Annotated in this window: 20 protein-coding genes, 1 tRNA gene and 1 rRNA gene; 8 read left to right on the forward strand and 14 right to left on the reverse strand. The window is 65.0% G+C overall.

What is annotated here, in order from left to right:
* The first annotated feature begins 1 nt into the window (after position 1).
* Complete coding sequence (locus PV761_RS20395; protein WP_347899456.1) at positions 2–1582, forward strand: APC family permease; 1581 nt, start codon at positions 2–4, stop codon at positions 1580–1582.
* Between the two features lie 92 nt (positions 1583–1674).
* Here the strand turns inward: PV761_RS20395 and PV761_RS20400 are convergent, their stop codons facing one another.
* From PV761_RS20400 to PV761_RS20410, 3 genes are all read right to left on the reverse strand, one after another.
* Positions 1675–2217, reverse strand: a complete 543-nt coding sequence (locus tag PV761_RS20400) for a hypothetical protein (protein WP_347899457.1) — start codon at positions 2215–2217, stop codon at positions 1675–1677.
* A gap of 281 nt (positions 2218–2498) precedes the next feature.
* Entirely contained in the window at positions 2499–2801 is a 303-nt protein-coding gene (locus PV761_RS20405; RefSeq protein ID WP_028271346.1) for a DUF4193 domain-containing protein, read from the reverse strand.
* A 154-nt stretch (positions 2802–2955) separates the two neighbouring features.
* Positions 2956–3177: a hypothetical protein gene (locus tag PV761_RS20410; protein ID WP_347899458.1), complete on the reverse strand. Its 222-nt coding sequence runs from the start codon at positions 3175–3177 to the stop codon at positions 2956–2958.
* A gap of 147 nt (positions 3178–3324) precedes the next feature.
* Here PV761_RS20410 and PV761_RS20415 point away from each other — a divergent pair, with 147 nt between their 5' ends.
* Positions 3325–3675, forward strand: coding sequence for a hypothetical protein (locus PV761_RS20415; protein ID WP_028271347.1), 351 nt, complete (start codon positions 3325–3327; stop codon positions 3673–3675).
* Between the two features lie 30 nt (positions 3676–3705).
* Here the strand turns inward: PV761_RS20415 and PV761_RS20420 are convergent, their stop codons facing one another.
* The 3 genes from PV761_RS20420 to PV761_RS20430 form a co-directional block, all read right to left on the reverse strand.
* The gene (locus PV761_RS20420; protein ID WP_028271348.1) at positions 3706–4176 is read right to left on the reverse strand and encodes a GyrI-like domain-containing protein; all 471 of its coding nucleotides are present in this window, start codon (positions 4174–4176) and stop codon (positions 3706–3708) included.
* 156 nt (positions 4177–4332) lie between these two features.
* Positions 4333–4409 (reverse strand) — tRNA-Thr (locus tag PV761_RS20425).
* Positions 4410–4565: 156 nt separating this feature from the next.
* On the reverse strand, positions 4566–5456 hold the full coding sequence (locus PV761_RS20430; protein ID WP_347899459.1) for a DsbA family protein: 891 nt from the start codon (positions 5454–5456) through the stop codon (positions 4566–4568).
* Between the two features lie 180 nt (positions 5457–5636).
* On the opposite strand from PV761_RS20430, the gene PV761_RS20435 reads away from it, so the two are divergent.
* From PV761_RS20435 to PV761_RS20450, 4 genes are all read left to right on the forward strand, one after another.
* Positions 5637–7139, forward strand: a complete 1503-nt coding sequence (locus PV761_RS20435; RefSeq protein WP_028271382.1) for a trehalose-6-phosphate synthase — start codon at positions 5637–5639, stop codon at positions 7137–7139.
* Positions 7129–7947, forward strand: coding sequence for a trehalose-phosphatase (gene otsB, locus PV761_RS20440; RefSeq protein WP_028271383.1), 819 nt, complete (start codon positions 7129–7131; stop codon positions 7945–7947). Before PV761_RS20435 ends, otsB begins: the two co-directional genes overlap by 11 nt.
* Positions 7948–8204: 257 nt before the next feature.
* The gene (gene ugpC, locus PV761_RS20445; protein WP_028271384.1) at positions 8205–9287 is read left to right on the forward strand and encodes a sn-glycerol-3-phosphate ABC transporter ATP-binding protein UgpC; all 1083 of its coding nucleotides are present in this window, start codon (positions 8205–8207) and stop codon (positions 9285–9287) included.
* Between the two features lie 116 nt (positions 9288–9403).
* Complete coding sequence (locus PV761_RS20450) at positions 9404–10819, forward strand: DUF4032 domain-containing protein (protein WP_028271385.1); 1416 nt, start codon at positions 9404–9406, stop codon at positions 10817–10819.
* A 12-nt stretch (positions 10820–10831) separates the two neighbouring features.
* Here the strand turns inward: PV761_RS20450 and PV761_RS20455 are convergent, their stop codons facing one another.
* From PV761_RS20455 to PV761_RS20475, 5 genes are all read right to left on the reverse strand, one after another.
* The gene (locus PV761_RS20455; RefSeq protein WP_347899460.1) at positions 10832–12202 is read right to left on the reverse strand and encodes an FAD-linked oxidase C-terminal domain-containing protein; all 1371 of its coding nucleotides are present in this window, start codon (positions 12200–12202) and stop codon (positions 10832–10834) included.
* Between the two features lie 34 nt (positions 12203–12236).
* On the reverse strand, positions 12237–14279 hold the full coding sequence (locus PV761_RS20460) for a glycoside hydrolase family 13 protein (RefSeq protein WP_347899461.1): 2043 nt from the start codon (positions 14277–14279) through the stop codon (positions 12237–12239).
* Positions 14280–14281: 2 nt separating this feature from the next.
* Positions 14282–15262 (reverse strand): sugar ABC transporter permease, encoded by a 981-nt coding sequence (locus PV761_RS20465; protein WP_028271387.1) that lies wholly within the window; start codon positions 15260–15262, stop codon positions 14282–14284.
* Complete coding sequence (locus tag PV761_RS20470) at positions 15259–16938, reverse strand: ABC transporter permease subunit (protein ID WP_347899462.1); 1680 nt, start codon at positions 16936–16938, stop codon at positions 15259–15261. The genes PV761_RS20465 and PV761_RS20470 overlap by 4 nt, the downstream gene beginning before the upstream one ends.
* Before the next feature lie 145 nt (positions 16939–17083).
* Positions 17084–18382, reverse strand: a complete 1299-nt coding sequence (locus PV761_RS20475; RefSeq protein WP_028271389.1) for a maltose ABC transporter substrate-binding protein — start codon at positions 18380–18382, stop codon at positions 17084–17086.
* A gap of 305 nt (positions 18383–18687) precedes the next feature.
* On the opposite strand from PV761_RS20475, the gene PV761_RS20480 reads away from it, so the two are divergent.
* Together PV761_RS20480 and PV761_RS20485 are read left to right on the forward strand one after the other, a co-directional pair.
* On the forward strand, positions 18688–20445 hold the full coding sequence (locus tag PV761_RS20480; RefSeq protein ID WP_347899463.1) for an alpha-amylase family glycosyl hydrolase: 1758 nt from the start codon (positions 18688–18690) through the stop codon (positions 20443–20445).
* A 45-nt stretch (positions 20446–20490) separates the two neighbouring features.
* Positions 20491–21522, forward strand: a complete 1032-nt coding sequence (locus tag PV761_RS20485) for a LacI family DNA-binding transcriptional regulator (protein WP_028271391.1) — start codon at positions 20491–20493, stop codon at positions 21520–21522.
* Between the two features lie 9 nt (positions 21523–21531).
* Here PV761_RS20485 and PV761_RS20490 read toward each other — a convergent pair whose 3' ends face one another.
* From PV761_RS20490 to rrf, 3 genes are all read right to left on the reverse strand, one after another.
* Positions 21532–22032 (reverse strand): N-acetyltransferase, encoded by a 501-nt coding sequence (locus PV761_RS20490; protein ID WP_347899464.1) that lies wholly within the window; start codon positions 22030–22032, stop codon positions 21532–21534.
* A 10-nt stretch (positions 22033–22042) separates the two neighbouring features.
* Positions 22043–22534 carry an SRPBCC domain-containing protein gene (locus PV761_RS20495; RefSeq protein ID WP_347899465.1) on the reverse strand — a complete coding sequence of 164 codons (492 nt, stop codon included), beginning with the start codon at positions 22532–22534 and terminating at the stop codon, positions 22043–22045.
* Between the two features lie 292 nt (positions 22535–22826).
* Positions 22827–22943: ribosomal RNA gene (gene rrf / locus PV761_RS20500) — 5S ribosomal RNA — on the reverse strand.
* Positions 22944–23082 lie beyond the last annotated feature (139 nt).

The raw sequence follows: 23082 nt of genomic DNA on the forward strand, positions 1-23082 counted from the left end.
CATGACCCAAACCATCCGCCAGGGCTCACAGGCCGGCGCGCAAGCAGCCGGCACAGCGGCATCTGTCACCGACGCGCCCGGGACCCCGCACGGCATCACCGGAAAGGGACTGAAGGGCGGGCAGCTGGGCCTCCTCGCCGTCGTCGTTCTTGGCATTTCCACCATCGCACCGGCCTATACGCTCACCAGTGCCCTCGGTCCCACCGTTAACGAGGCCGGGCTGCAGCTGCCGGTCATTTTCCTCATTGGTTTCATCCCCATGATCCTGGTGTCCCTGGCCTACCGGGAGCTCAACGCCGACTCGCCGGACAGCGGCACCACCTTCACCTGGGTCACCAAGGCCTTCGGCCCGTGGGTGGGCTGGATGGGCGGGTGGGGACTCCTCGCCGCGAACATCATCGTGCTGTCCAACCTGGCAGCTGTGGCGGTGGACTTCTTCTACCTCTTCCTCGCCCAGCTCACGGGCGCACCGGAGCTTGCGGACCTCGCCGCCAACAAACCCTTGAACGTCGCTACATGCTTCGTTTTCGTGGCCCTGGCCGTCTGGGTGAGCTACCGCGGCCTGCACACCACCAAGATCGTGCAGTACGGCCTGGTGGGGTTCCAGCTGCTGGTGCTGGGGCTGTTCGTGGCCATGGCCTTCGCCAACTGGTCGTCCTCGGAAACCGCTATTCCGTTCAGCTGGGAATGGTTTGACGTCACGAAGATCGAGACGTTCGGGCAGATTGCCGCCGGAATTTCGCTGTCCATCTTTGTCTATTGGGGCTGGGATGTCTGCCTCACCGTGAACGAGGAAACGGCCAACGGCAAGAAAACCGCGGGCATCGCCGGCACCCTCACCGCGGTGGTGGTCCTGGGCATCTACCTGCTGGTCACCATCGCCACCATGATGTTCGCAGGCGTGGGCACCGAAGGCGTCGGACTGAACAATGAAGAGAACCACGCGAACATTTTCACCGCGCTGGCCTCCCCCATCATGGGCCCGTTCGCCATCCTCATGTCTCTGGCGGTCCTGTCCAGCTCGGCGGCGTCGCTGCAGTCCACCTTCACCTCGCCGTCCCGCAGCCTGCTGGCCATGGCACACTACGGCGCGCTGCCGAAACCGTTCAGCCACATGAGCAAGAAGTTTGCGACCCCGGGCTTCGCCACGGTTGCCGCAGGCGTCCTCTCCGCGGGGTTTTATGCGGTGATGCACGTGGTCAGCGAAAACGTCCTGAACGACACCATCCTGGCCCTGGGGCTGATGATCTGCTTCTACTACGGGCTGACGGCGTTCGCGTGCGCCTGGTATTTCCGCAACAGCGTCTTCAGCAGCGTCCGCAACTTCGTCCTGCGCCTGCTTTGCCCGCTGCTGGGCGGACTGGGACTGCTGGTGGTGTTCCTGCAGACGGCCGCCGACAGCTGGGCACCGGAGTTCGGCAGCGGATCAGAGATCTTCGGTGTGGGGCTGGTCTTCGTCCTCGGGGTGGGAATCCTTGCCCTGGGCGCCGTGTTCATGCTCATCATGGCCAGGCTGCGTCCCGGGTTCTTCCGCGGCGAAACCATCCGCAAGGACACCCCGGCCCTGGTGGTCCCGGAGTAACGCAGGGACCATCACGTTGGAGGACCCACACGGCTGCAGGCCCCGCCCGGAAGATCCGGAGCGGGGCCTGCCGCACGTCTGGCTGGTGCAGGTCACCAATAGTGGGCAATGTCAACCACGAACCGGGACCCTGCTCCGGGTCCGTCGAGGGTGAATACCCTGAACGGGAGCCGTCCGCGGACACCCAGCCCCATGCTCGAGTAGCCCTCGAAGCTTCCGGCCCAAGCCACTTGGCGGAAGGTCTGGTAGCCGCCAACGTTGGTCAGTTCTTTCCGGTCGGCCGGGTTGTACGTGGAGTTGCCGCCGTCGTCATAAGCGGCTGAATTGACGGTGATCTGGAGGAATGCCCGCCCCCGCAGGGGAACCGGCAACCCCGAACCGTCCTGTACCACAGTGGGGACGTACCGCACGGTGTAGCCCTTCACCGGACCGTTGAGGTCAACCACCAGGCGGTCGAAGCAGTAGTGCTGCCCGGTCCGCACCTTGGTGACCTTTCCGGTTCCCATGGGGGCTTCGGATTTCGCCAACGACCCCCACACCAGGCCGCAGTAGGACGCGGATGCAGGTGCCGGAGCCACCAGGCCGAGTCCGGCAGCCATCAGGATTGCCGCCAGCCATACTTGGAATTTCTTCATTTCAGCCACCCTCGGAAGTGTTGAGATAACTCAAGCGTAGGAGCCGTGACAGGCTAAAACGAGGGCCGAAATCCCTTCGGCGCCCAACTGTTAAATTGCGGCGGCGCAGGTTACGGGACGGTTATTCAGCGGCGCATTTAGCGGCATTAAGGGGCTGTCCGAAAGGTCATTGGACCCGCTTCCGTAATGCCGGATAACGACGAGGCGCCGGCGGGCCTTGCGGCTCGCCGGCGCCTCTCGATGCCGTGCATCTGAAATTTGGGACGCTTGCTGGAGTACACCTAGCCTTCGCAGTCGCGGCAGTACTTCATGCCGTTCTTTTCGCGGGCAACCTGGGACCGGTGACGGACCAGGAAGCACGAGGAGCAGGTGAATTCGTCGGACTGCTCGGGGACAACGGTGACCGTGAGTTCTTCGCCGGAAAGATCCGCCCCGGGAAGGTCAATTCCCTCAGCCGTATCGTTCTCATCAAGGTCGATGACGGCGGTCTGGGCTCCGCCGCCGCGGGACGCCTGAAGGGCCTCCAGTGATTCAGCGGGAGACTCTTCTTCTGTCTTGCGTGGGGCGTCGTAATCGGTAGCCATGGCGTGGTTCACTTTCGTTGCTGCGCAGCGCCATTTCAGGCACCTCAGTGAAGCAGTTTAGGACATTATGCCGGTTGTGGAAGAAAAGTGTGTTCAACCCGACAAATCGTCCGTCACCGGCCGGCCCGAGGCCCCCGGACAGGCAGGCCGGCGGCTATCCCTTGCTTGCCGCGGCAGCCTTCTCCCGGTGTGCGGCCGCCGCGTGATCGGCCGCAATGGACACCCCGCTGAGTGCCGGCAGCCAGCCCCACCTGGTAACATCGGCGATCGCGGCGTTGCCCTGTTCCCAGGCGCCGTCGCCCGACGGTGAGGCAGTTGCAGGCAAGGTCCGGGCTTCGAACCATGAAGCGATTCTGGTGAACAGGCGTGGTGTCATAGCCCCAAAAGTAGGCGCCCCATGTTGTGGGCACGTTTCGCCGCAGTCTCCACGGAGTTACATTTCGGGACGGGAGTGCCATGGCGGTCCGTGAACCATGGTCCTAACCTTGATGCACAACAAATCCGAGACCTCCGGAGGAATGTCATGGCCACGAAATTGAACAAGAAGGCCCTGGAACACGCCCGCAGCCTGGTGAGGGACGGGAAGGTTGTCCGCGACACCCGCGACGACTGGAGCGAGCACGCGCCGTCGGCGGACCAGGAAAATGCCTTTATCGACAAGCACGGCTTTTCGGATTTCGCCACGTGGCACCTGGGCCTGGACCCTGATGAGTCGGAGGGAACCAAAGGCAGCGTGAGCTTTCCTTTCGGGGATTTCAAGAAGATCCACCGCTGCGCGGTCATTTCCCTGGAAAGCCGGGCTGCGCAACACAACCACCATGACATCGCCAAGGCCGCGAAGGACCTGCTCGAGAAGATCGACGCCGAGGACTAGGCGGCGTACACAGACCGCCAGGGACGGACCCTAGGCCACAGGCCACACAACCAGGGTTTTCCAGGTGGCCGGGTCGGGCTCCGTGGCGGGGTCGCTCAAGTAGTATTCCCACATTGAGCCGGCCGGGCTGAACCCCTCTTCCTTCATCCGCTCCTGGATGGCGTCATACGTGGCATTCAACGTGTCGTACGGGCCCGTGTGGGTGGCTTCGAAAGCCTGGCACTCCGGCAGTGTTCCGGCCGCAACTTCTCCTGACCCGGTGAAGGGCGCCGCCACCGGAAATCCTGCCTCGACATCGACCGTGTCTGTGGGCATGCTCAGGTACCGGCCAAAAGGCGGCCCAGCAATCTGCACGGCCTGGTTCTGCACTGCGGCCATAACGGCGCCATAAGCACGGCCGAAGAATTCCGGCAGAGCGTTCATGGGCACTTTTTCGCGGACGACGGCGGTGGGTTGCTCGGGGCGCTGGACTAGCCGGATCCCGTTTTTCTCTTGGCTCATACGCCAAGGTTCCGCGGTGTGAACGGATCAGCCAAGGGCCGAACGGCCCGGAGCCTGGCAGTGGCAACAGCGGCACCCGGCCCCCTAAAGCCACCCGTGCATTTAAACCGCAAAAGGCCCTGAGCTGGGGTGACAACCCTCAGATCAGGACCTTCGTGGAGCCCCCTGTCGGATTCGAACCGACGACCCCCGCTTTACAAGAGCGGTGCTCTGGCCAACTGAGCTAAGGAGGCGTGCCTGTTTCTGCCTGACGGATCAGGCGCAACGGAGGCACTGGGTGCAGTGCTAGATAAGGTTAGCCCAAGGACGCCCCGCTGGTAAAAACGGCAGCGGCCCGGTGCCGGATGGTTCCGGTACCGGGCCACTGGCCTGATGCGCGAGGGTGGTCGTTAGCCCTTGGCGTCCATTGCGGCCTGGATGAACGGGATCAGGTCGGTATTGGCGGAGTCGCCCTTGCCCCACTGCTTGCCGTCCACGAAGGCCGTCGGAGTGCCGGTCACACCGATAGCAGCAGCTTCCTGCGTGGCCACCTTTACGTAGGGCCGGTACTTCTTCTCTTCCACGCAGGTGTCGATGCTCTTGGCGCCCACGTCCGTGGCCATCTTCTTCAGATCGTCGTCCGAAAGACCGGCACTGCCTTCTGCGGGCTGCTTCTCGAAGAGTGCGTTGACGAAGTCGGAGTACTTTTCGGGCGAATCGTTGACTAAGCAGGCCGCAGCGTTGGCCGCGCGGGAGGAGTAGTTGGTGGTGGACTGCAGGTCCAGGAAGCCCAGCGGCCTGTACTCCAGCGAGATCTTGCCTTCGTTGCGGAGGCTGGTCAGCTGTTCGTTATAAGTGGTTTCAAACCGCTTGCAGACGGGGCAGATGAAGTCGATATAAACGACCACCTTCACGGGCTTGCCGGCTTCCGCCTCAGCGCCAGGTGCCTTGACCTCTGCAGGCGGGGTTTCCGGCTTGCTGGGGACATCCTTAACGTTCACCGTGGCGGGATCGGACTTCACTACCTCGGAGTTTGCCAGCAGCGTCACGCCGCCGTGGATGTTGCCGTTGGCGGGGGTGGGGCCTTCGTCTGCCACGGGAGCGTTGTTCCTGATATTGGAACTGACTACCAGTGCAACGATTGCGAGGATGGCCACAACAGCCACCACAATGCCCCAGCCGATGAGGAGCTTATTGCGCTTGTCCTTTTGCAGCTGCGCCTCACGGATTTCACGGGCTTTCTCGCGGGCCTCGGCAGTGCGTTCTGCTTTGGACTTGCGGGGTTCGTTTGCGGCGCTCATCAGTTCCTCGGGTCGATCGGCCAGGTGCGGACCACCTCAGTGGCAACTTTGTCAGTTTAGGGGAGAAACCTGAGAGCTTGCGCCTTCAAGTTTCCGTCCGTCTGCCCAACGGATGGATAGCACGGAAGATTCCAGCCGACTAGGGTTGACTTCGAGCCATTAGCAACCCAAGGGGCACCAATGCACACTACGCACCGTGACAAATCCGAAGCAACAGCTGCAGGAAAACCCGCGCACGGCGATGGCCACGAGGCTGCCGCGCTGTATGACTTCATGGTCGTGTCCAACCGGCTCCCGGTTGACCGCTGCGCCCCGGAGGACAGGGGCTGCGACGGCGGCTGGCGCCGGTCGCCGGGCGGCCTGGTGACCGCCCTGGCTCCGATGATGACCAAGACCGACGGCGCGTGGGTGGGCTGGCACGGCGCCCCGGACGAGACCGTCAAGCCCTTCAGCCACGGAGGCATGGACCTGGTCCCGGTCCAGCTGAGCACGGACGACGTCGAACTCTTCTATGAGGGCTTTTCCAACGCCACGCTCTGGCCGCTGTATCACGACGTGATTGCGCCGCCGGAATTCCACCGGACCTGGTGGGATTCCTACCGGAAGGTCAACCGGCGGTTTGCTGACGCCGTCGTCCGGCACGCCGACCAGGGAGCCACCGTCTGGGTGCAGGACTACCAGCTGCAGCTGGTACCCAAGATGCTCCGCGAAGCGCGCCCGGACCTCAAGATCGGGTTCTTCAACCACATCCCCTTCCCCCCGCCGGAAATCTTCGCCCAGCTCCCGTGGCGCCAGGCCATTATTGACGGCCTCCTCGGGGCCGACCTGGTGGGCTTCCAGCGCCCCAGCGACGCCGGCAACTTCATGCGTTCAGCCCGCCGCTTCCTCGGCGCCAGCGTCAAGCAGCAGCAGGTGCACGTCAAGGGCCCGGACGGCGCAACAACCCACATTGCCCGGGCGCAGGCGTTCCCCATCTCCATCGACGTCAAGCAGATCAGCGAACTGGCCCGCCAGCCGGAGATCATCGAGCGCGCCCACCAGATCCGCCGGGACCTTGGCAATCCGAAGACCATCCTCCTCGGAGTCGACCGCCTCGACTACACCAAGGGCATCCGGCACCGGCTCAAGGCCTACGAGGAACTGCTGGCCGACGGCAAGGTTACGGTGGAGGACGCGGCCCTGATCCAGGTGGCGAGCCCCAGCCGGGAGCGGGTGGAGCAGTACCGGCTCCTGCGCGAGGAGGTGGAGGGCACCGTGGGCCACATCAACGGCACCTACGACACCATGCAAAACACGGCGGTCCGCTACCTTCACCACAGCTACCCCATCGACGAGATGGTGGCCCTGTACCTGGCGGCCGACGTCATGCTGGTCACGGCACTGCGTGACGGCATGAACCTGGTCGCCAAGGAGTACGTGACCGCCCGCACCAACAACGACGGCGCCCTGGTGCTCAGCGAATTCGCCGGTGCCTCGGACCAGCTCAAGCAGGCCTTGCTGATGAACCCGCACGACATCGACGGCCTCAAGGACACCATCATGCGGGCCGTCAACATGCAACCGGCCGAGGCAGGCCGCCGGATGCGGTCCATGCGCAAGCAGATCCTGGACCACGATGTCGATCACTGGTCAGCCGATTTCCTTGCAGCGCTCAAAGAGAAAGTGGTCCGTGATGACACCTGAGGCAGCCCCGGACAAGACGCCCCTCACGCTTCCGCCGGAACTCCTGGCGGCCCTCAAGAAAGTGGCCGCCACCGAGCACCTCCTGGTTGCCATGGATTTTGACGGAACAATCTCCCCGCTCGTTGACCACGCGGCAGACGCCCGTCCCCTCCCCCGGTCCGCGGCCGCTTTCGCCGCTCTGGCCGCCCTCCCGCGAACGACGACGGCACTCATCTCGGGCCGTGCCCTCGCCAGCCTCCGGTCGGTCGCTTCGCCGCCGCCGGAGACGCTCCTCATCGGCAGCCACGGTGCCGAGGCCTGGCTGGGGCCGGGTTCTTCCGAGCTCACCCTGGACCCGGACCAGCTGACCCTGCTGGCAGAAGTCCGCCACATCCTGGAAGAGATCGTGGAACAGGCGCCGGGAACCCTGCTGGAGGACAAACCGGCCGGCGTGGTGCTCCACACCCGCCTGGCCGCCGACGACGTGGCCGAGGACGCCGTCGCCGCTGCCCGCGCTGCCCTGCAGGACCGGCCGGACGTGTACCTGAAGAACGGCAACCGCGTACTGGAGACGTCCGTCGTGCACGCTTCCAAGGGTGAGGGAATGGCCTTCCTGCGCCAGGCGACGGACGCCACAGCGGTGGTGTTCGCGGGGGACGACACCACGGATGAAGACGCCCTGGGGCGGCTGTATCCGGGCGACGTGGGCGTTAAGGTGGGGCTCGATTTCACCCAGGCGCAGTTCCGCGTCGAGGCGCCCGTGCACATCGCCGAACTACTGGAAACACTGCTCCGCGAACGCACCCTGGCGCTGGCGGAATCCGCTTAGCACCGTCGTAAATCCACCGCCCGGCACGGGCGGGGTCGCGAATCTCACATGTGACGCCCGTAACATTTGCACCCATTTGCATAAAATCTGACATACTCTGTTTGTGATGTGGCGCACAGACACCGTGCGGCGTCACGCGATACTCCTCGGCTTCGGCCGGGGAGTACACGGCTGAAAGACCGTGGACAACTGAATAAACATGAACCATTCACAACGGATCGTCCGGCACGTACCTGCCGGTGAAGGGATTGATAACTGTGGCTACAGTTACTTTTGATAACGCAACACGTCTGTACCCGGGCACCGATAAGCCCGCCGTCGATAAGCTCAACATCGACATCGCCGATGGCGAATTCCTGGTCCTCGTTGGACCCTCCGGCTGCGGCAAGTCCACCTCCCTGCGCATGCTCGCAGGTCTTGAGGACGTCAACGCAGGCCGCATCCTCATTGGAGACCGCGACGTCACCGATGTTCCGCCGAAGGACCGCGACATCGCGATGGTCTTCCAGAACTACGCCCTGTACCCGCACATGACCGTTGCGGACAACATGGGCTTCGCGCTGAAGATCGCCGGCGTCAGCAAGGAAGAGCGCGCCGAGCGTGTCCGCGAAGCAGCCAAGCTTCTTGACCTCGAGCCGTACTTGGACCGCAAGCCGAAGGCACTCTCCGGCGGTCAGCGCCAGCGTGTTGCCATGGGCCGCGCCATCGTGCGTAACCCGCAGGTCTTCCTCATGGACGAGCCGCTCTCAAACCTTGACGCCAAGCTCCGCGTCCAGACCCGTACGCAGATCGCATCCCTGACCCGCCGCCTGGGCGTCACCACGGTCTACGTGACCCACGACCAGGTCGAGGCCATGACCATGGGTGACCGCGTGGCTGTGCTGAAGGACGGCCTCCTGATGCAGGTTGACACCCCGCGCAACCTCTACGACAAGCCCAAGAACGTCTTCGTCGCCGGCTTCATCGGCTCCCCTGCCATGAACCTGCTGGAACTCCCCGTCGTCGACGGCGGCGTCCAGTTCGGCGGAACTGTCTACCCGGTACCGCGCAACATCCTCGAAGAGGCCCACGGCGCCACTGTCACCCTCGGTTCACGCCCGGAGGACCTGGAGCAGGTCGCCGCCGGTGAAGGCCTCCAGGTTGAGGTCGACGTCGTCGAAGAACTCGGCGCCGACGCCTACGTCTACGGCCACACCACGCTGGACGGCAAGAGCCACGACATCGTGGCACGCGTCGACGGCCGCCGTCCTCCGATGAAGGGTGAGTCCATCTACGTTCGCCCGCAGTCCGGACACGTGCACCTGTTCGACACCAAGACCGGCCTGCGCCTCGGCGACTAGCCTTTGCACTGAACGGCGGCGGCCCCTCCTCACTGGACGGGCCGCCGTCGTGATTTAAGCGCGGTTTCCTGACGTTTGTTTAGGCCGCCTGCCCCTACGTACGGAAGAATTGGCACATGACCGAGGAAAGCAACGCCCAATGGCACGACGAACCCACCGACTACGGCCAGATCGGCAAACTACCTCGGTTTGAAGCGGCCAGCGCCAACGACGACAAGAGTTCCAACGTCTCAAGCAACCTGAGCATCACCGCGGCCGCTGCTGATCCCGAACTCCTGGATCTGCCTTGGCACATCGCGCTGGAGGACTGGCCTGCGGAATACCTCGCAGCGCTCCCCCGGGGCATCTCCCGGCACATCGTGCGCTTCGCCCACCTGGGCGGTTCGGTGATCGCCATCAAGGAAACCTCCGAACATGTGGCCCGCCACGAGTACCACATGCTCCGCAAGCTGGCGCGCCTGGACGTGCCCTGCGTGGAGCCCGTAGCTGTTATCACCGGCCGCACCACACCGGACGGCAGGCCCCTGAATCCGGTGCTGGTCACGCGGCACCTGAAGTTCTCCATGCCCTACCGGGCGCTGTTCTCACAGATGCTGCGCAAAGACACCCTCACCCGGCTGATCGACGCCCAGGCGCTGCTGATGGTTCGCCTCCACCTCATCGGTTTCTACTGGGGCGACGTCTCGCTCTCCAATACCCTCTTCCGGCGCGACGCCGGAGCCTTCGCCGCCTACCTCGTGGACGCCGAGACGGGCGAGCTGTACCCGGACCTGTCCACCGGCCAGCGCGAGTACGATCTCGAGATTGCCAGGGTCAACATCGCCGGTGAGCTGATGGACCTGCTGGACGGCGGTCTGATCGAAGAAAAGGTGGACCCGGTGGCCACCAGCGAGCTCATCATGGACAGCTACCGGCGCCTCTGGACCGAGCTTACCGAGAAGGAATCCTTCGAGATCGGCGAACGCTGGCGTGTGGCCGCCCGGATCCGGAAACTCAACGAGCTGGGATTCGATGTTGAGGAATACGCCATCAAGACCACCCAGAACGGCACCACCATCCAGCTCCAGCCCAAGGTGGTGGACGCCGGACACCACCAGCGCCGGCTGCTGCGGCTGACCGGACTGGATGCCCAGGAGAACCAGGCGCGCCGCCTGCTCAACGACATGGACTCCTTCCGCGCGGACAACAACCCGAAGATGGATGAGGAATACAGCGCCCACCTGTGGGTCAGCCAGATCTTCGAGCCCATTGTGCGCTCAATTCCGCGCGACCTCTCAGGCAAGCTGGAACCGGCGGAAGCAGTCCATGAAGTGCTGGAACACCGCTGGTACATGTCAGAGAAGCAGGAACGGCACATTCCGCTGGCGGAGGCCGTGCAGTCCTACATCGACTCCATCCTCCGGCACCGCCGCGACGAGGCAGCGATCATGCTCAACCCGGACACCGAGCTGCTCAAGATCCTCGAAGTGGAAACCGAGCAGTCCCGGTACGGCGACGAGGACATCGACGAGTACCCCGACTCAGACGACTAGGCTGGCCTGCCCCTAGATCGCTTTTCCGGGGTTCAGGATGCCGGCCGGGTCAAAGAGATGTTTGATCCGGCGCTGCAGTTCCCTGACGGGTTCGGGCTGTTCCAGGCCGAGCCACCGCAGTTTGTACTGTCCGATCCCGTGCTCGCCGGTGATGGTTCCGCCCATCGCCAGGGCCACCGTGATTGATCTGTCCAGGCATTCGCCCAGCCGCTGCATGGCGTCGGCGTCCACTTGGTGGTCCACGCGGTCCACCCAGAAGGTAGGGTGCAGGTTGCCGTCGCCGGCGTGCGCCACCACTTTGAGCTGCACGCCGTGGGCCACGGCCATCGCTTCAAGCTCGCCGATGTAGTCCACAAGCCGCGAGCGCGGCACGGCCACGTCCTCCCCCACCCGGTATTCGTCGTCCACTTCAACGCCGCGGCTGTTTCGCCGCAGTTCCACCAGCTGTTCGGCTTCCGCGCTGGCTTCGGTGGTCACTGTGGCTCCGCCGGCTGCAAGGACCTCGCGGACCACATCGGCTTCCGCGGCAGCCCCGAAGCCGTCCGTCTGGATCAGCAGGAGCGAGGCGCCGCGGGAGCTCAGGTCCGAGCCATGGATCTCATCGAGCTGATGCAGCGAACCGCCGTCGAGCAGCTCCATGATGGCCGGCTGCACGCGCGCCTTGCCCACGGCCAGGACACCGGCCGCGGCGCTGCGGAAGTCAGGATAGAACGCGGCGATGGTGTGCACTTCGCGGGGCAGGTACTTCAGCCGGAGCGTCGCCCCGACCACAATGCCGAGTGTTCCTTCCGAGCCAACGAACAGCCCGGTCAGGTCGTAGCCGGCAACGCCCTTGAATGTCTGGTGCCCGGTGTGAATGAGGGAGCCGTCCGCCAGGACCACGTCGAGGGCCAGCACCGAATCGCGGGTGACGCCGTACTTGGCGCAGCGCAGGCCGCCCGCGTTGGTGGCAACGTTGCCGCCGAGGGTTGATGTGCGGAAGCTCGCGGGATCCGGGGCGTACATCAGCCCGTGGACCGCTGCTGCGTCGTTAAGGTCGGCATTGATCACGCCGGGTTCGACGACGGCGGTCTCGTCGTCCGGGTTCAGGGCGAGGACGCGGTTCATGCGTTCAAGGCTCAGCACGATGCATCCCGGGCTGGCGTGTGCACCGCCGGAAACCCCGGTGCCGGCCCCGCGGGCAACTATGGGCGCACCGTGCTTGGCGCACGCACCGACCACAGCCTGGACGTCTTCGACAGTTTCGGCCCAGACGACGGCCAGCGGCAGCTGGTAGTCCACAACCGGTGCCTGGTCCACGGCGTAACGGGCCAAGGTCGTTTCGTCCACGGCCAGCTTGCCTGGCTCCAGGATGGTTTTGAGCTCGTCAACAATGTTGCTCATGCGGCCTCCAGGTCCGTCGAATCCGGCCTCCAGTCTAAACGGCAGGCACGGCCGTCCCCGGAAGCACCCAGACCGCGGCCGCGGCGTCGCCGGCGCTGAGGCTAACGCCAGCGTTCCCCGCCCCGGTGTTGACCTCGCCTGTGCTGAAGGCAGCCTCTGCACCGAGGGCGGCGACTTGGGCCGGAGACAGTGCGCCGGCGGCGAGGTCCGCCCGGGCGGCTGCGCGTGCCACGAACACCAGGACCGCGCTTTCCGCCGTCTCCCGTACATAGGCGAGTGCGTCGCCGTCGGCGTACAGCCAGCGGATGCCGCCCTCGGTGAGCGCCGGATGACCACGGCGCAGGGATCCCAGGGACGAATAGCTGGCGCGGAGGTCCGCCTCGACCCGGCGGGGGTCATCCCACGGCATCGGCGTCCTGGCGTCTTCGCCGTTGTGCCCCGTGAGTCCGAACTCGTCCCCTGCGAAGACCACTGGAACACCGGGAAGGGTGAACATCATGACGGCCCCGAGCAGCTGTCCGCCGTCGATCATCACTGTGGCGGCACGTGCGGTGTCGTGGCTGTTCAGGGCGTTCATGTTCTGGAGCCGGAGGTCCCAGCTGAAGGCTGCCGCCAGGTCCAGGTGGGTGGCGAGGAAATCCTCGGCGCCCATCCGGTTGGGGCCGGCAAGGGGGGTGCCGAAGAAATTGATGTGGGCGGCGTCCCCGGCCAGCCACGACCACAGCGGACGGGTGAAATTGGCGTAGGTCATGGCGCCGTGCCAGTGTTCGCCGGTGAAGTCCGGTGCGGCATCGTTGGTGGCTTCGGCCAGCAAGGCGGCTTCGGGGTTAATGTCCCGGACCCGGTCAGCGATCAGCCGGGCCACCTCCCGGTTGAGGTCGGTGGCGCCCAGCCTGCCGGTCATGTTGCCGACGTCGATCCGCCAGCCGTCCAGGTTGAACGGGGGCCTGAGCCAGCGGGCCACCGGGGAGTCGTCGTCCAGGACGAACTTGTGCTTTAGCTCGTCGGAGGACCAGTTGAGCTTGGGCAGCGACGCAACGCCGTACCAGGCCTCGTAGGTCCGGGCACCCTGTTCCCTGGATCCCTGCTGCCCGCTGCCCTCTTCCTTGGATCCGGTGAAATAGTAGTAGCCGGATTCAGGGCATGCCGGATCGGCGAGCGCCCGCCGGAACCACTCGTGGGCATCGCCGGAGTGGTTGGCGGTGAGGTCGCCAATCACTTTGATACCGCGGCCGTGTGCCGCTTCCACCAGTTTCACGAGGGCAACGTCCCCGCCAAGCAGGGGATCCACTGCGTTGAAGGTGGAGGCGTCGTAGCGGTGGTTGGAACGTGCCGGGAAGAACGGCGTCAGGTAGATGATGTCGGCGCCGAGTCCCTGGATATGGTCCAGCTTTTCGGCCACCCCGGTGAGGTCCCCGCCGTAGAACTGGAACGGCGTGGCCGGCCCGGTTCCCAGCACGGGTGTGTGGTCCCAGCCGGACGGGATGGCCCAGTCCGGCGCCGGGTGCGAGCCGGCGTCCGCGGAGCGTGCAAAGCGGTCCGGAAACACCTGGTACATCGTTCCCCGGCGCAGCCACTGGGGCGCAGCGGGAAACGCTGTCAGCCGGAAGTCCGCATAGTCGGAGACGTCGCGGCGGAACAGTCCCTGGGCGTTGAGGCTCCAGTACCCCTGGCCGACGGCCGCTGTCCCCGTTCCGGGACGCCCGGCACCGGGCGTCCCGCTACCGGGCGTCCCCCCGTCGTACTGGACGGCCGCGACTTCCAGCAGGAACCGGTACCGCGCCACCGGGTTGGTGACTGTCATTTCGGATTCCCACCAGGTCCAGCCGTCCGACTCCCCCAGGCTGCGGGCGGCGTCGTACCGCGGCTCGCCGTCCTGGACCGACCGCACCCAGACCCGGGCCGCATGCCCCCACGCTGCGGGGACCCTGATGCGGAGCCGGGCGGTATCGCCCAATGCGGTGTGCCGGGGCGCATGCAGCGGCGAACCGTCGTGGTGCGGGAGGGGGCAGTGCGCGGCCGGGCCGGGCTGGACCGGCCCAGACGCGGCCGGGCCGGGCTGGAGGTATGACGCCATGCTCAGCCTTTGACCGAGCCCTGGGTGAGGCCGCTGACGATGTAGCGCTGCAGGAACAGGAACAGTGCCATCACCGGGACGGCGGCGAGCACGGCACCGGCGGCGAAGACTCCCCAGTTCTCAGAGCGCTGCTGGGCGACGAAGGAGTAGAGTCCGACCGCGAGCGTCTGGCTGTCCGGATCGGTCAGCACCACGCTGGCGATCACGAATTCGCTGGAGATGCCGATGAAGGCGAGCAGCCCCACCACTGCGAGGATCGGCGTGACCAGGCGCAGGATGATGCCGAAGAAGATCTGCACGTGACTGGCGCCGTCAATCTTCGCCGCCTCGTCCAGGGACTGCGGAACGGTGTTGAAGAAGCCGTACATGAGGTAGGTGTTCACCCCGAGTGCCCCGCCGAGGTACACCATGATCAGGCCGAGCTGGCTGCCCAGGCCCAGGGCGGGAATGACCTCGGAGATTCCGCTGAGCAGCAGGAAGATGGCCACCACGGCCAGCAGTTGCGGGAACATCTGGAGCAGGAGCAGGCTCAGCAGTCCGATCCGGCGACCCTTGAACCGCATGCGGGAAAAGGCGTAGGCGGCCATTGCCCCCAGGAACACCGTCGCTGCCGAGGTCACCACACCCACCACCATGGTGTTCACGAACCAGCGGCCAAAGGGCCGGGACGGGTCGTTGAACAAAGCGGTGAAGTTGCCGAGGTCGAGTTTGCTGAAAAGCGCGTTCGAGCCCACGAGGGTGCCGGTGGAGTTGAACGCGGCGGACAAGACATAGAGCAGCGGGAAGACCGCGAAGATGGTGACCGCGATTCCCACAAGGTGGCGCCAGCCCTTGTCCTTGAACCAGGCCCCGAACGTGCGCCGCCGGTGCAGCAGCCTCAGCTGATCGACGTCGGTGGCTCCTTCTGCGGTGCCACCAGCGGTGACGGTGGAGCCTGCGGCGGGTGCCGCCGTCGTGCGTGTGCGTGCCGTTGACCCGTTCATGAGTTCACGTCCTCGAGTGCTTTGGTCTGCTTGAAGCTGATGGCCGAAACTGTGGCCACGATGATGAAGATGATGATCGCCAGGGCGCTGGCGAGGCCGTAGTCACGGCCGGTTCCCTGCCCGAACGCAACCTTGTACACGAGGGTGATCAGGATGTCAGTGGCTCCAATGTCCCGGTCCGTGTCGGCGAAGCGCGGTCCGCCGCCGGTGAGCATGTAGATCACATTGAAGTTGTTGAAATTAAAGGCGAACGAGGAAATCAGCAGCGGGGCGATGGAGACCAGCAGGAGGGGCAGCTTGATGGACCGGAACACCCGCCACGGGCCGGCCCCATCCATCCGGGCGGCTTCGTCGAGTTCGGTGGGCAGCGACTGGAGGGCGCCGGTGCAGACCAGGAACATGTACGGGAAGCCGAGCCAGAGGTTGACCACCAGGACACTGACCTTGGCCAGCAAGGGGTCGGTGAGCCAGCCGATCGTTGCTCCGCCCAGCAGCGTCTGGTTGAGCCAGCCGAACTGCGGGTTGAGGATGCCGGACCAGACCAGGCCGGACAGGAACGCGGGGAACGCATACGGCAGGATCATCAGGATCCGGTACACCTTCTTGCCGCGCAGGTCCTCGCGGTTGAACGTGACGGCCAGGAACAGGCCCAGCGCAAAGGTCAGTGCCACCGACGTAACGGCGAAGGTGAACGTCCACAGGATGACGCCCAGCAGCGGGCCGCGCAGGCTCGGATCGGTGAAGGCACGGGCGAAGTTTTCCATGCCGACGTCGATCTTCCAGCCCGTGGTGAGGGTTTCGCCGTTGCCGTCCGCGAAGGCGCCCTTGCCGTTGTCGCGGTAGACGGCCCCCGTGTCGGTGTCGGTGAACGTATCCGCCACGGCGTCATACGTCAGCGCCGGTTTGAACTCGTAGGCGTTGCTTCCGTCTGCCGTGCGCAGCGTGCCGTCAGCCGGGTTGTCCGAGACGGGTACGGTGATGGCCAGGATCTCCTGCTGGTTGGCGACGATTTCCTGGAAGGTCAGCGTCTGGTAGCCGTCGACGGAGTTGGCCTTGCCGGCGGAGTCGGTTCCTGCGTTGGGCACTTCCTTCAGCGGCGTGCCGGTGCTGCCGATCGTGGCCTTGCCGTCCGGATCGGTGAACAGCAGGTAGAAGTCGTTGCCCTTGGTGAGCACCGCTGCCTTGTATGCGGGCGAGTCCGGAACGCGCTTCTGCGCGGTGAGCTGGATGGCCGCGATGGCGTCATCCTTGGTGCTGTTGTGCCCGTCGCCGTAATTGGTGAAGGCGATGTATCCGCTGAACAGCACCACGAAGACCTGGAACACCAGCAGGAACAGCACGCCCGGGGCCAGGTATTTGGCGGGCAGTCCCCCCTTGCGGAGGTAGATCCAGTTAATGGCCAGCACGACGGCGGAGGAGACCCCCAGCGCACCCCAGGACTGGCTGAGGAAAAGCATCATCAGGACGTAGACGGCCAGGGCGTCCACAAGGCCCAGGAGCACGATCTTGGCGACGATTCCCTTGGTGGAATCCTGGCCGAAGCGGCCTTTACGGACCCCGCCCGGCTGGTCTTGCGTGGTGCCCTTCGGTGCTGGCGAAGCTGCTGGCGATGCTCCTGGCAACGATGATGGCGACGGGGGTTGCGGGGAATCCTGGAAAAGATCGGTTTTGGGCATGGCTGTCTATGGTCCTTGGGAGAAGCGGGCCGTGGAGATTGCGGGCGCTGCGCGGGGGCGGTGGTCAGCGCGGGGTTCGAGCGGCAACCGGCCGGGCAGCATTAAGCTGCCCGGCCAGTGCTGCCGGAAGTAGACCGGCGACTGGTCAGCCGGCGATTTTCGCCTTGATGCTGGCGGCCATCTTGGCCCAGTCGGCAGCGGGATCGCCCTGGCCCTTGATGAGGGCCAGTTCGGTGGCTCCCCAGTCAGCCCAGACCGCACTCATCTCCGGGATGGCGGGCATGGGCACACCGGTGGCACCGATCTTGCCGAACGCTTCCACGACGGGGTCGCTGGCAGCCTTCTCGAAGGACGCCTTCAGCGCCGGCGGGCGGCCGCCGGCCTTGTACATGGAATCCTGGGCTGCTTCCGAGGTGAGGTAGTTGGTCACGAACTCGTTGGTGGCCAGGGCGTTGGCGCTCTTGGCGCTGATGAAGAAGCCGTTGACGCCGATAAACGGCTGGGCAGGCTTGTCACCGGCGGTCGGCAGGGCGTCCACCGCAAACTTGATGCCCTTCTTCTGGACATCCGGAACATTCCAGGGGCCCGTCAGGAAGTACGGGGATTCGCCGGCCAGGAACTTCTCCTTGGCGATGTCCCCGGTGATGTTGGAGTTGATGATCTTCTCACCGGTATCGCCCCAGGCCACGAGCTTCTTGGCGAATTCGACGCCGGCAGCGTCGCCGATCAGGAGCTGCTTGGGGTCGTAGCCGCCGTCGGCCGCCTGGCCGAAGACCTGCGAACCCATGGAAGCCTGCAGCGGGTAGAGGTGGTACGGGTCGCCCTGTTTGGGATCCATGCCCACCAGGAACGGGAACTTGGCTTTGCCGTCCGCCACGGCCTTCTTGCCGTTGGCCACCACTTCATCAAGGGTTTCCGCGCTGTCGGACACGAGGTCGGTGTTGCGCAGCAGGGCGATGTTCTCGATGGCGTACGGGACGCCATAGACGGAGCCGTTGAACGTCATGGCCTTGACGGAGGATTCCTGGAAGGCCGAGGACTTGTCGCCGAGTTCGATCGGAGCGATCACGCCGTTCTGGACGAACTTGCCCACCCAGTCGTGCGGGCCGACAATCAGGTCCGGCCCCTTGCCCGTGGGGACCTGGGTGATGAAGTCATCGCGGACAGCGGCGAAGTCTTTGACAACCAGCTTCACTTCGATGCCGGTATCGGCCTGGAACTTGGCCGTGATGTCTTTGAGTGCCGGTGAGCGTTCGGCGTCGACCCACATGGTGATGGTGCCGGCACCGGCGGACTTCAGATCCGGCTTGGCGGTGGCAGTCGCCGGTGCGGTCGCCGATGCGCCGCCGCAGGCGCTGAGCGCCAGGGCTGCAACGACGGAGAGCGCGCCCGCCGTAAAGACGCGGCGGCTGGTCCCGCTCGTGAGGGTGTTCTGCACCTTCATTGGTGTCCCTTTCATAAAAAATCCTGCATCCACGCGTCGGCCCCTGGGGCCCTGTGGCATCGTCGGTGATGTGGCTCACAGCTGCAAGCGCTTCCAAAGTACACGGATTGACCCATGTTGGAAAGTCACCCTACTTGGCAGTAGGGCCGTGGGCAAAATTCCAGCCTACGGCTCCAGCGCGAAGCTGGCGGCGCTATACACCTGCAATCAAGGGCTGAACCGGAAGGTTCTCCGACGGGAGTGAGGCGCACGTCACAATTGGAAGCGTTTTCAATTTGCCACAATTCCGTTCTACGATTACCGGCATGTCCGTTGACTCAATGCTCAAAGCCCCCGCCATCGCAGCCGGGCCACTGACCCTGGTCCACACTGCAGATGAAGCTGCCGGCTGGTGGCGCTCCGCAGTGATCTATCAGGTTTATCCGCGCTCCTTCCGGGACCTGAACGGGGACGGCATCGGCGATCTGGCCGGCATCACCGCCGAACTCCCCCAGCTGGCCCGGCTTGACGTGGATGCCGTCTGGCTGTCGCCGTTCTACCGCTCACCGCAGAAGGATGCCGGCTACGACGTCAGCGATTACTGCGACGTGGATCCGCTCTTCGGTACCCTGGCCGACTTCGACGCCATGATGGCACAGGCAGCCCGCCTGAACCTGCGGGTGATCGTGGACCTTGTTCCCAATCATTGTTCGGACCAGCACGCCGCTTTCCAGGCCGCCCTCGGCGCCCCCGCGGGAAGTCCGGAGCGGGACATGTTCATTTTCCGGGACGGCCGCGGACCCTTCGGCGAAGAGCCTCCCAACAACTGGGAATCCCACTTTGGCGGACCGGCCTGGACACGTATCTCCGAACCGGACGGCCAGCCCGGGCAGTGGTATCTGCACCTCTTCGACACCTCCCAGCCCGACTTCAACTGGGACAACCAGGCAGTCCACGATGAGTTCGAACGGGTGCTGCGCTTCTGGCTGGACCGTGGTGTCGCCGGGTTCCGCGTGGACGTTGCCCATGCCCTGGTGAAAGCTCCCGGGCTGCCTGAATGGGGCGGCCGGGCAGACGGCAACAGCTGTGACGGCTACCCCGGCCACGACGCCCCGATGTTCGGCCAGCCTGCCCTGCATGACATCTACCGGGCCTGGCGCCGCATCCTGGCGGAGTACGGTCCGGACCGCATCCTCTGCGCCGAAGCCAACGTGGACCCGCTGCCCCGTCTCGCCGACTGGGTGCGTCCGGACGAAATGCACCAGGCATTCAACTTTCCCTACCTCCACGCGGGGCTTGACGTTCACCGCCTGCGCGGCGTGATCACGGACTCGCTGGTGGCGCTGGACGCCGTCGGCGCGCCCAGCACCTGGGTACTGTCCAACCACGACGTCGTCCGCCACGCCACCCGCTTCGGCTACGACGGCCCGGCACCGCGCGACGGCGACGGGATCGGCACCTTTGACCGTCAGCCGGACTCTGTCCTGGGCAGGAAACGGGCGGCGGCTGCCTCCATGTTCATGCTGGGGCTTCCCGGCGGGGCGTACCTCTACCAGGGCGAGGAACTGGGCCTTCCGGACGGCATCGACATCCCAGACAGCCAGCGCCAGGACCCCACCTTCGCGCGCACCGGCGGAGAGCGGCTGGGCCGCGACGGCTGCAGGGTGCCGCTTCCGTGGCGTGCCGCGGAGCCGCACACGGGTTTCGGGTCCGGCCAGGACCCTTGGCTGCCGCAGCCGGCGAGCTTCGCCGAACTGGCACGCGATGTGCAGACTGAACAGCCGACGTCTCATCTGAACCTCTACCGCCGGATGTTGGCCATGCGGAGGCAGCTGGACCTGGGCCGGGGCTCGCTAGCCTGGCTGGAAAACTGGTGCAGCGATACGTCCCTCGCCTACGTCAACGGGACCACGCTGGTGGTCATGAACGTGGGGCCGGATCCGGTGGATCTCCCGCCGGGGCATGTGCTGCTGCGCAGCTCCCCGGAGTCAGCCGAACAGTATTCGGCGTCACCGGAAACGTACGACGGCGGTCATCAGCTAGGCTCGGGTGAGACGGTCTGGTTGAACCTCCCAGTTGGGTGATCCGGCTGTCGTTGAATTAGCAGTGAGGAACACGGAGAACTGAACATGCCCGGCATCAAGGACGTAGCTGAGCGTGCGGGCCTATCCATCGCTACCGTGTCGCGGGCGCTGAGCGGCAAAGGCAACGTCTCGCCCCGCAGCCGCGAACGCGCGCAGACAGCAGCGGCTGAGCTCGGTTTCGTATTGTCTTACCACGCCTCCAGCCTGGCTTCAGGCCGGAACCACAATGTGGGGGTGGTTGTTCCTTCGGTCCACCGCTGGTTTTTCTCGTCGGTGGTGGAGGGAGTGTCCGCGACATTGCTCGACGCCGGCTACGACCTGACCCTGTACAACGTCAGTGAAGGGCCCGACCGCCGGCACAGCGTGCTGAACGATTTTCTCTTGCGGAAACGGGTGGATGCGGTCATCGCCGTGTCCCTCGAACTCAGTGAGGCCGAAATACAGCAGCTGCTCGCCATCCACCGCCCCATCGTGGGAATCGGCGGTCCGTTGCCTGGTGCCTCCACCATCAGGATCAACGACTCCGGCATTGCCGAGGCCGCAACCAACCACCTGCTCCGGCTGGGGCACACCCGGATCGCCCACATGACCGGCGACGCCTCCTACCAGCAGGATTTCCGGCTCCCCGGCACGCGACAGGGCGGCTTTGAGAAAGCCATGGCGGCGGCCGGGGTTGCAGTCCGTCCTGAATGGCAGGTCTCCGCGGACTTCACCATCCAGGGCGCTTATGCGAGTGCCCGGCAGCTGCTTGGCGGAGCGTCCGAACGGCCCACAGCGGTGTTCGCGGCCTCGGATGAAATGGCCATCGGAACCATCCTGGCCGCCCGCGACTTCGGCCTGCGGATTCCGTACGACTTGTCGGTCATCGGTATTGATGGCCATGAGCTTGGTGAGGTGTTCGGGCTGACCACTATCGACCAGGACGCCCGGGGCCAGGGAGCATTGGCGGTCCGGCTGCTGCTAGCCGGGCTTGAAAAAGCGGCCGACGGCGGCGCAACGGACACGGAGTTTCCCACCAAGTTCGTGGTGAGGTCCAGCACGTCCGTACCACCGGCAGACACGGCGCCCGTCCGCTAGGTACTTCCCTTACAGCTCCCGCTCCATGATGAATTCCTTCTTGGCCGGATCCAGTGCGTAGGCTTCCCTGAGGCCGGTGTCACGGAAGCCGTGGCGCGTGTAGAAGCGGAGGGCACGGGTATTGTCCTCGTGCACCCCGAGCTGCAACAGCCCTGCCCCCAGCTCGCTGGCTGCCGCTTCAACCGAATAGCCCAGCAGCTTGCCCGCAAGCCCGCTGCCGCGGAATGCCGCAGCCACGTAAACGCTGATCAGCATCGCCTGACGCGGCCGGCCCGGGTCCTGGGGATGCTTAACAACCACCCGCATCAGACCGCAAAACCCATTGGCCGCAGAGTCGTCCTCAGCCACAAAAGTCACACTGCCCGGGGCCGTCATCGCAGCGGCGCGGCTCCGCCATTGGCCTTCCGTCTGCGCCTCGGCCGACGCCAGGGATTCGACATAGGCAGTGGGCGTATCGGCCAACATCTCCAGCCGCACGGCCCTAAGCGACTCCCATTCGTCCCCCGTCATGCGCCGGACGCTAGCCAACTGCACCACCCATAAACCGCACAAAACGGGCCAGTACGCCCGGCCAGCCTGCATCGTATTCGGCCCGGGTCCTGGCGGGGTCTTCAGCGCCCTCCCAGCCGTCGTGCACAAGCCGGAGCTCCGTGCCCCCTTCAACAGCCCTGAAGGCAACGCGAAGCTCGGTGGACCACAGCGCCGTGGTCCCGGGGTGCCAGCTGGCGTGGAACGACAGCGGTGGCTGCCAGTCATCGATGCTGCCCCAGACCGCGGTACGGCCATCGTCGGCAGTTTCCAGCACCAGGTTCTCTTCGAATTCAACGTAGGAACCCGCGCCGAACACGCTGTGGTCCTCGAGGGGCCACCAGAGATGGGTGTGTTCGGTGAACCCGATGAACGCTTTGGAGACCGGCCCAGGAACCACCACGGTGTGCACGACGGCGCCCAGGGCATCCACGGGATCCGGTGCTTCGTCGGCCGGGGAAGCGTGGCTAAAGAGGTTGTCCATGATCAACAACTTTACCCGGACGCTCTGTCACCTTTCGTGCCCACCCCGGCAACGCTCTCTGAGTTCCTGTGGGTTCCAACCTAACGCTCAATCATGTGGGGGGGGTCGACGGCGGTGGGTGGGTTGGGTGCCTGGCCGGCGTGGCCGGGCGGTGGGAGAGGGTTCGTCGGAAGGGCCCGGGAAGTGCGGGTGGGTTGCCCCTGGGGGTGCCCGTTCCGGGAGTGGGTTTGTGTGTGGTGGTTAAAGTGGGAGAGCCCCAACCGTGTGGTTGGGGCTCTCGACCTGAATGGTGTTCCGGCGGTGACCTACTCTCCCACACCCTCCCGGGTGCAGTACCATCGGCGCTGTGGGTCTTAGCTTCCGGGTTCGGAATGGGACCGGGCGTTTCCCCCACGCTATGACCGCCGTAACCCTTGCTCCGCACCGGCCGGCCCCGTGGGGGTGGTGGTGGGAAAACTATTGGTTACAACTTTGTGGTGTTGTTATTTTGTTGTGTTTTGTTCCTGCAACGCAACGGGTTTGTTGGTTGGGAACCACATAGTGGACGC

The organism is Arthrobacter sp. CC3 (assembly GCF_039907775.1).
In the GTDB taxonomy this organism is placed as follows: Bacteria; Actinomycetota; Actinomycetes; order Actinomycetales; family Micrococcaceae; genus Arthrobacter.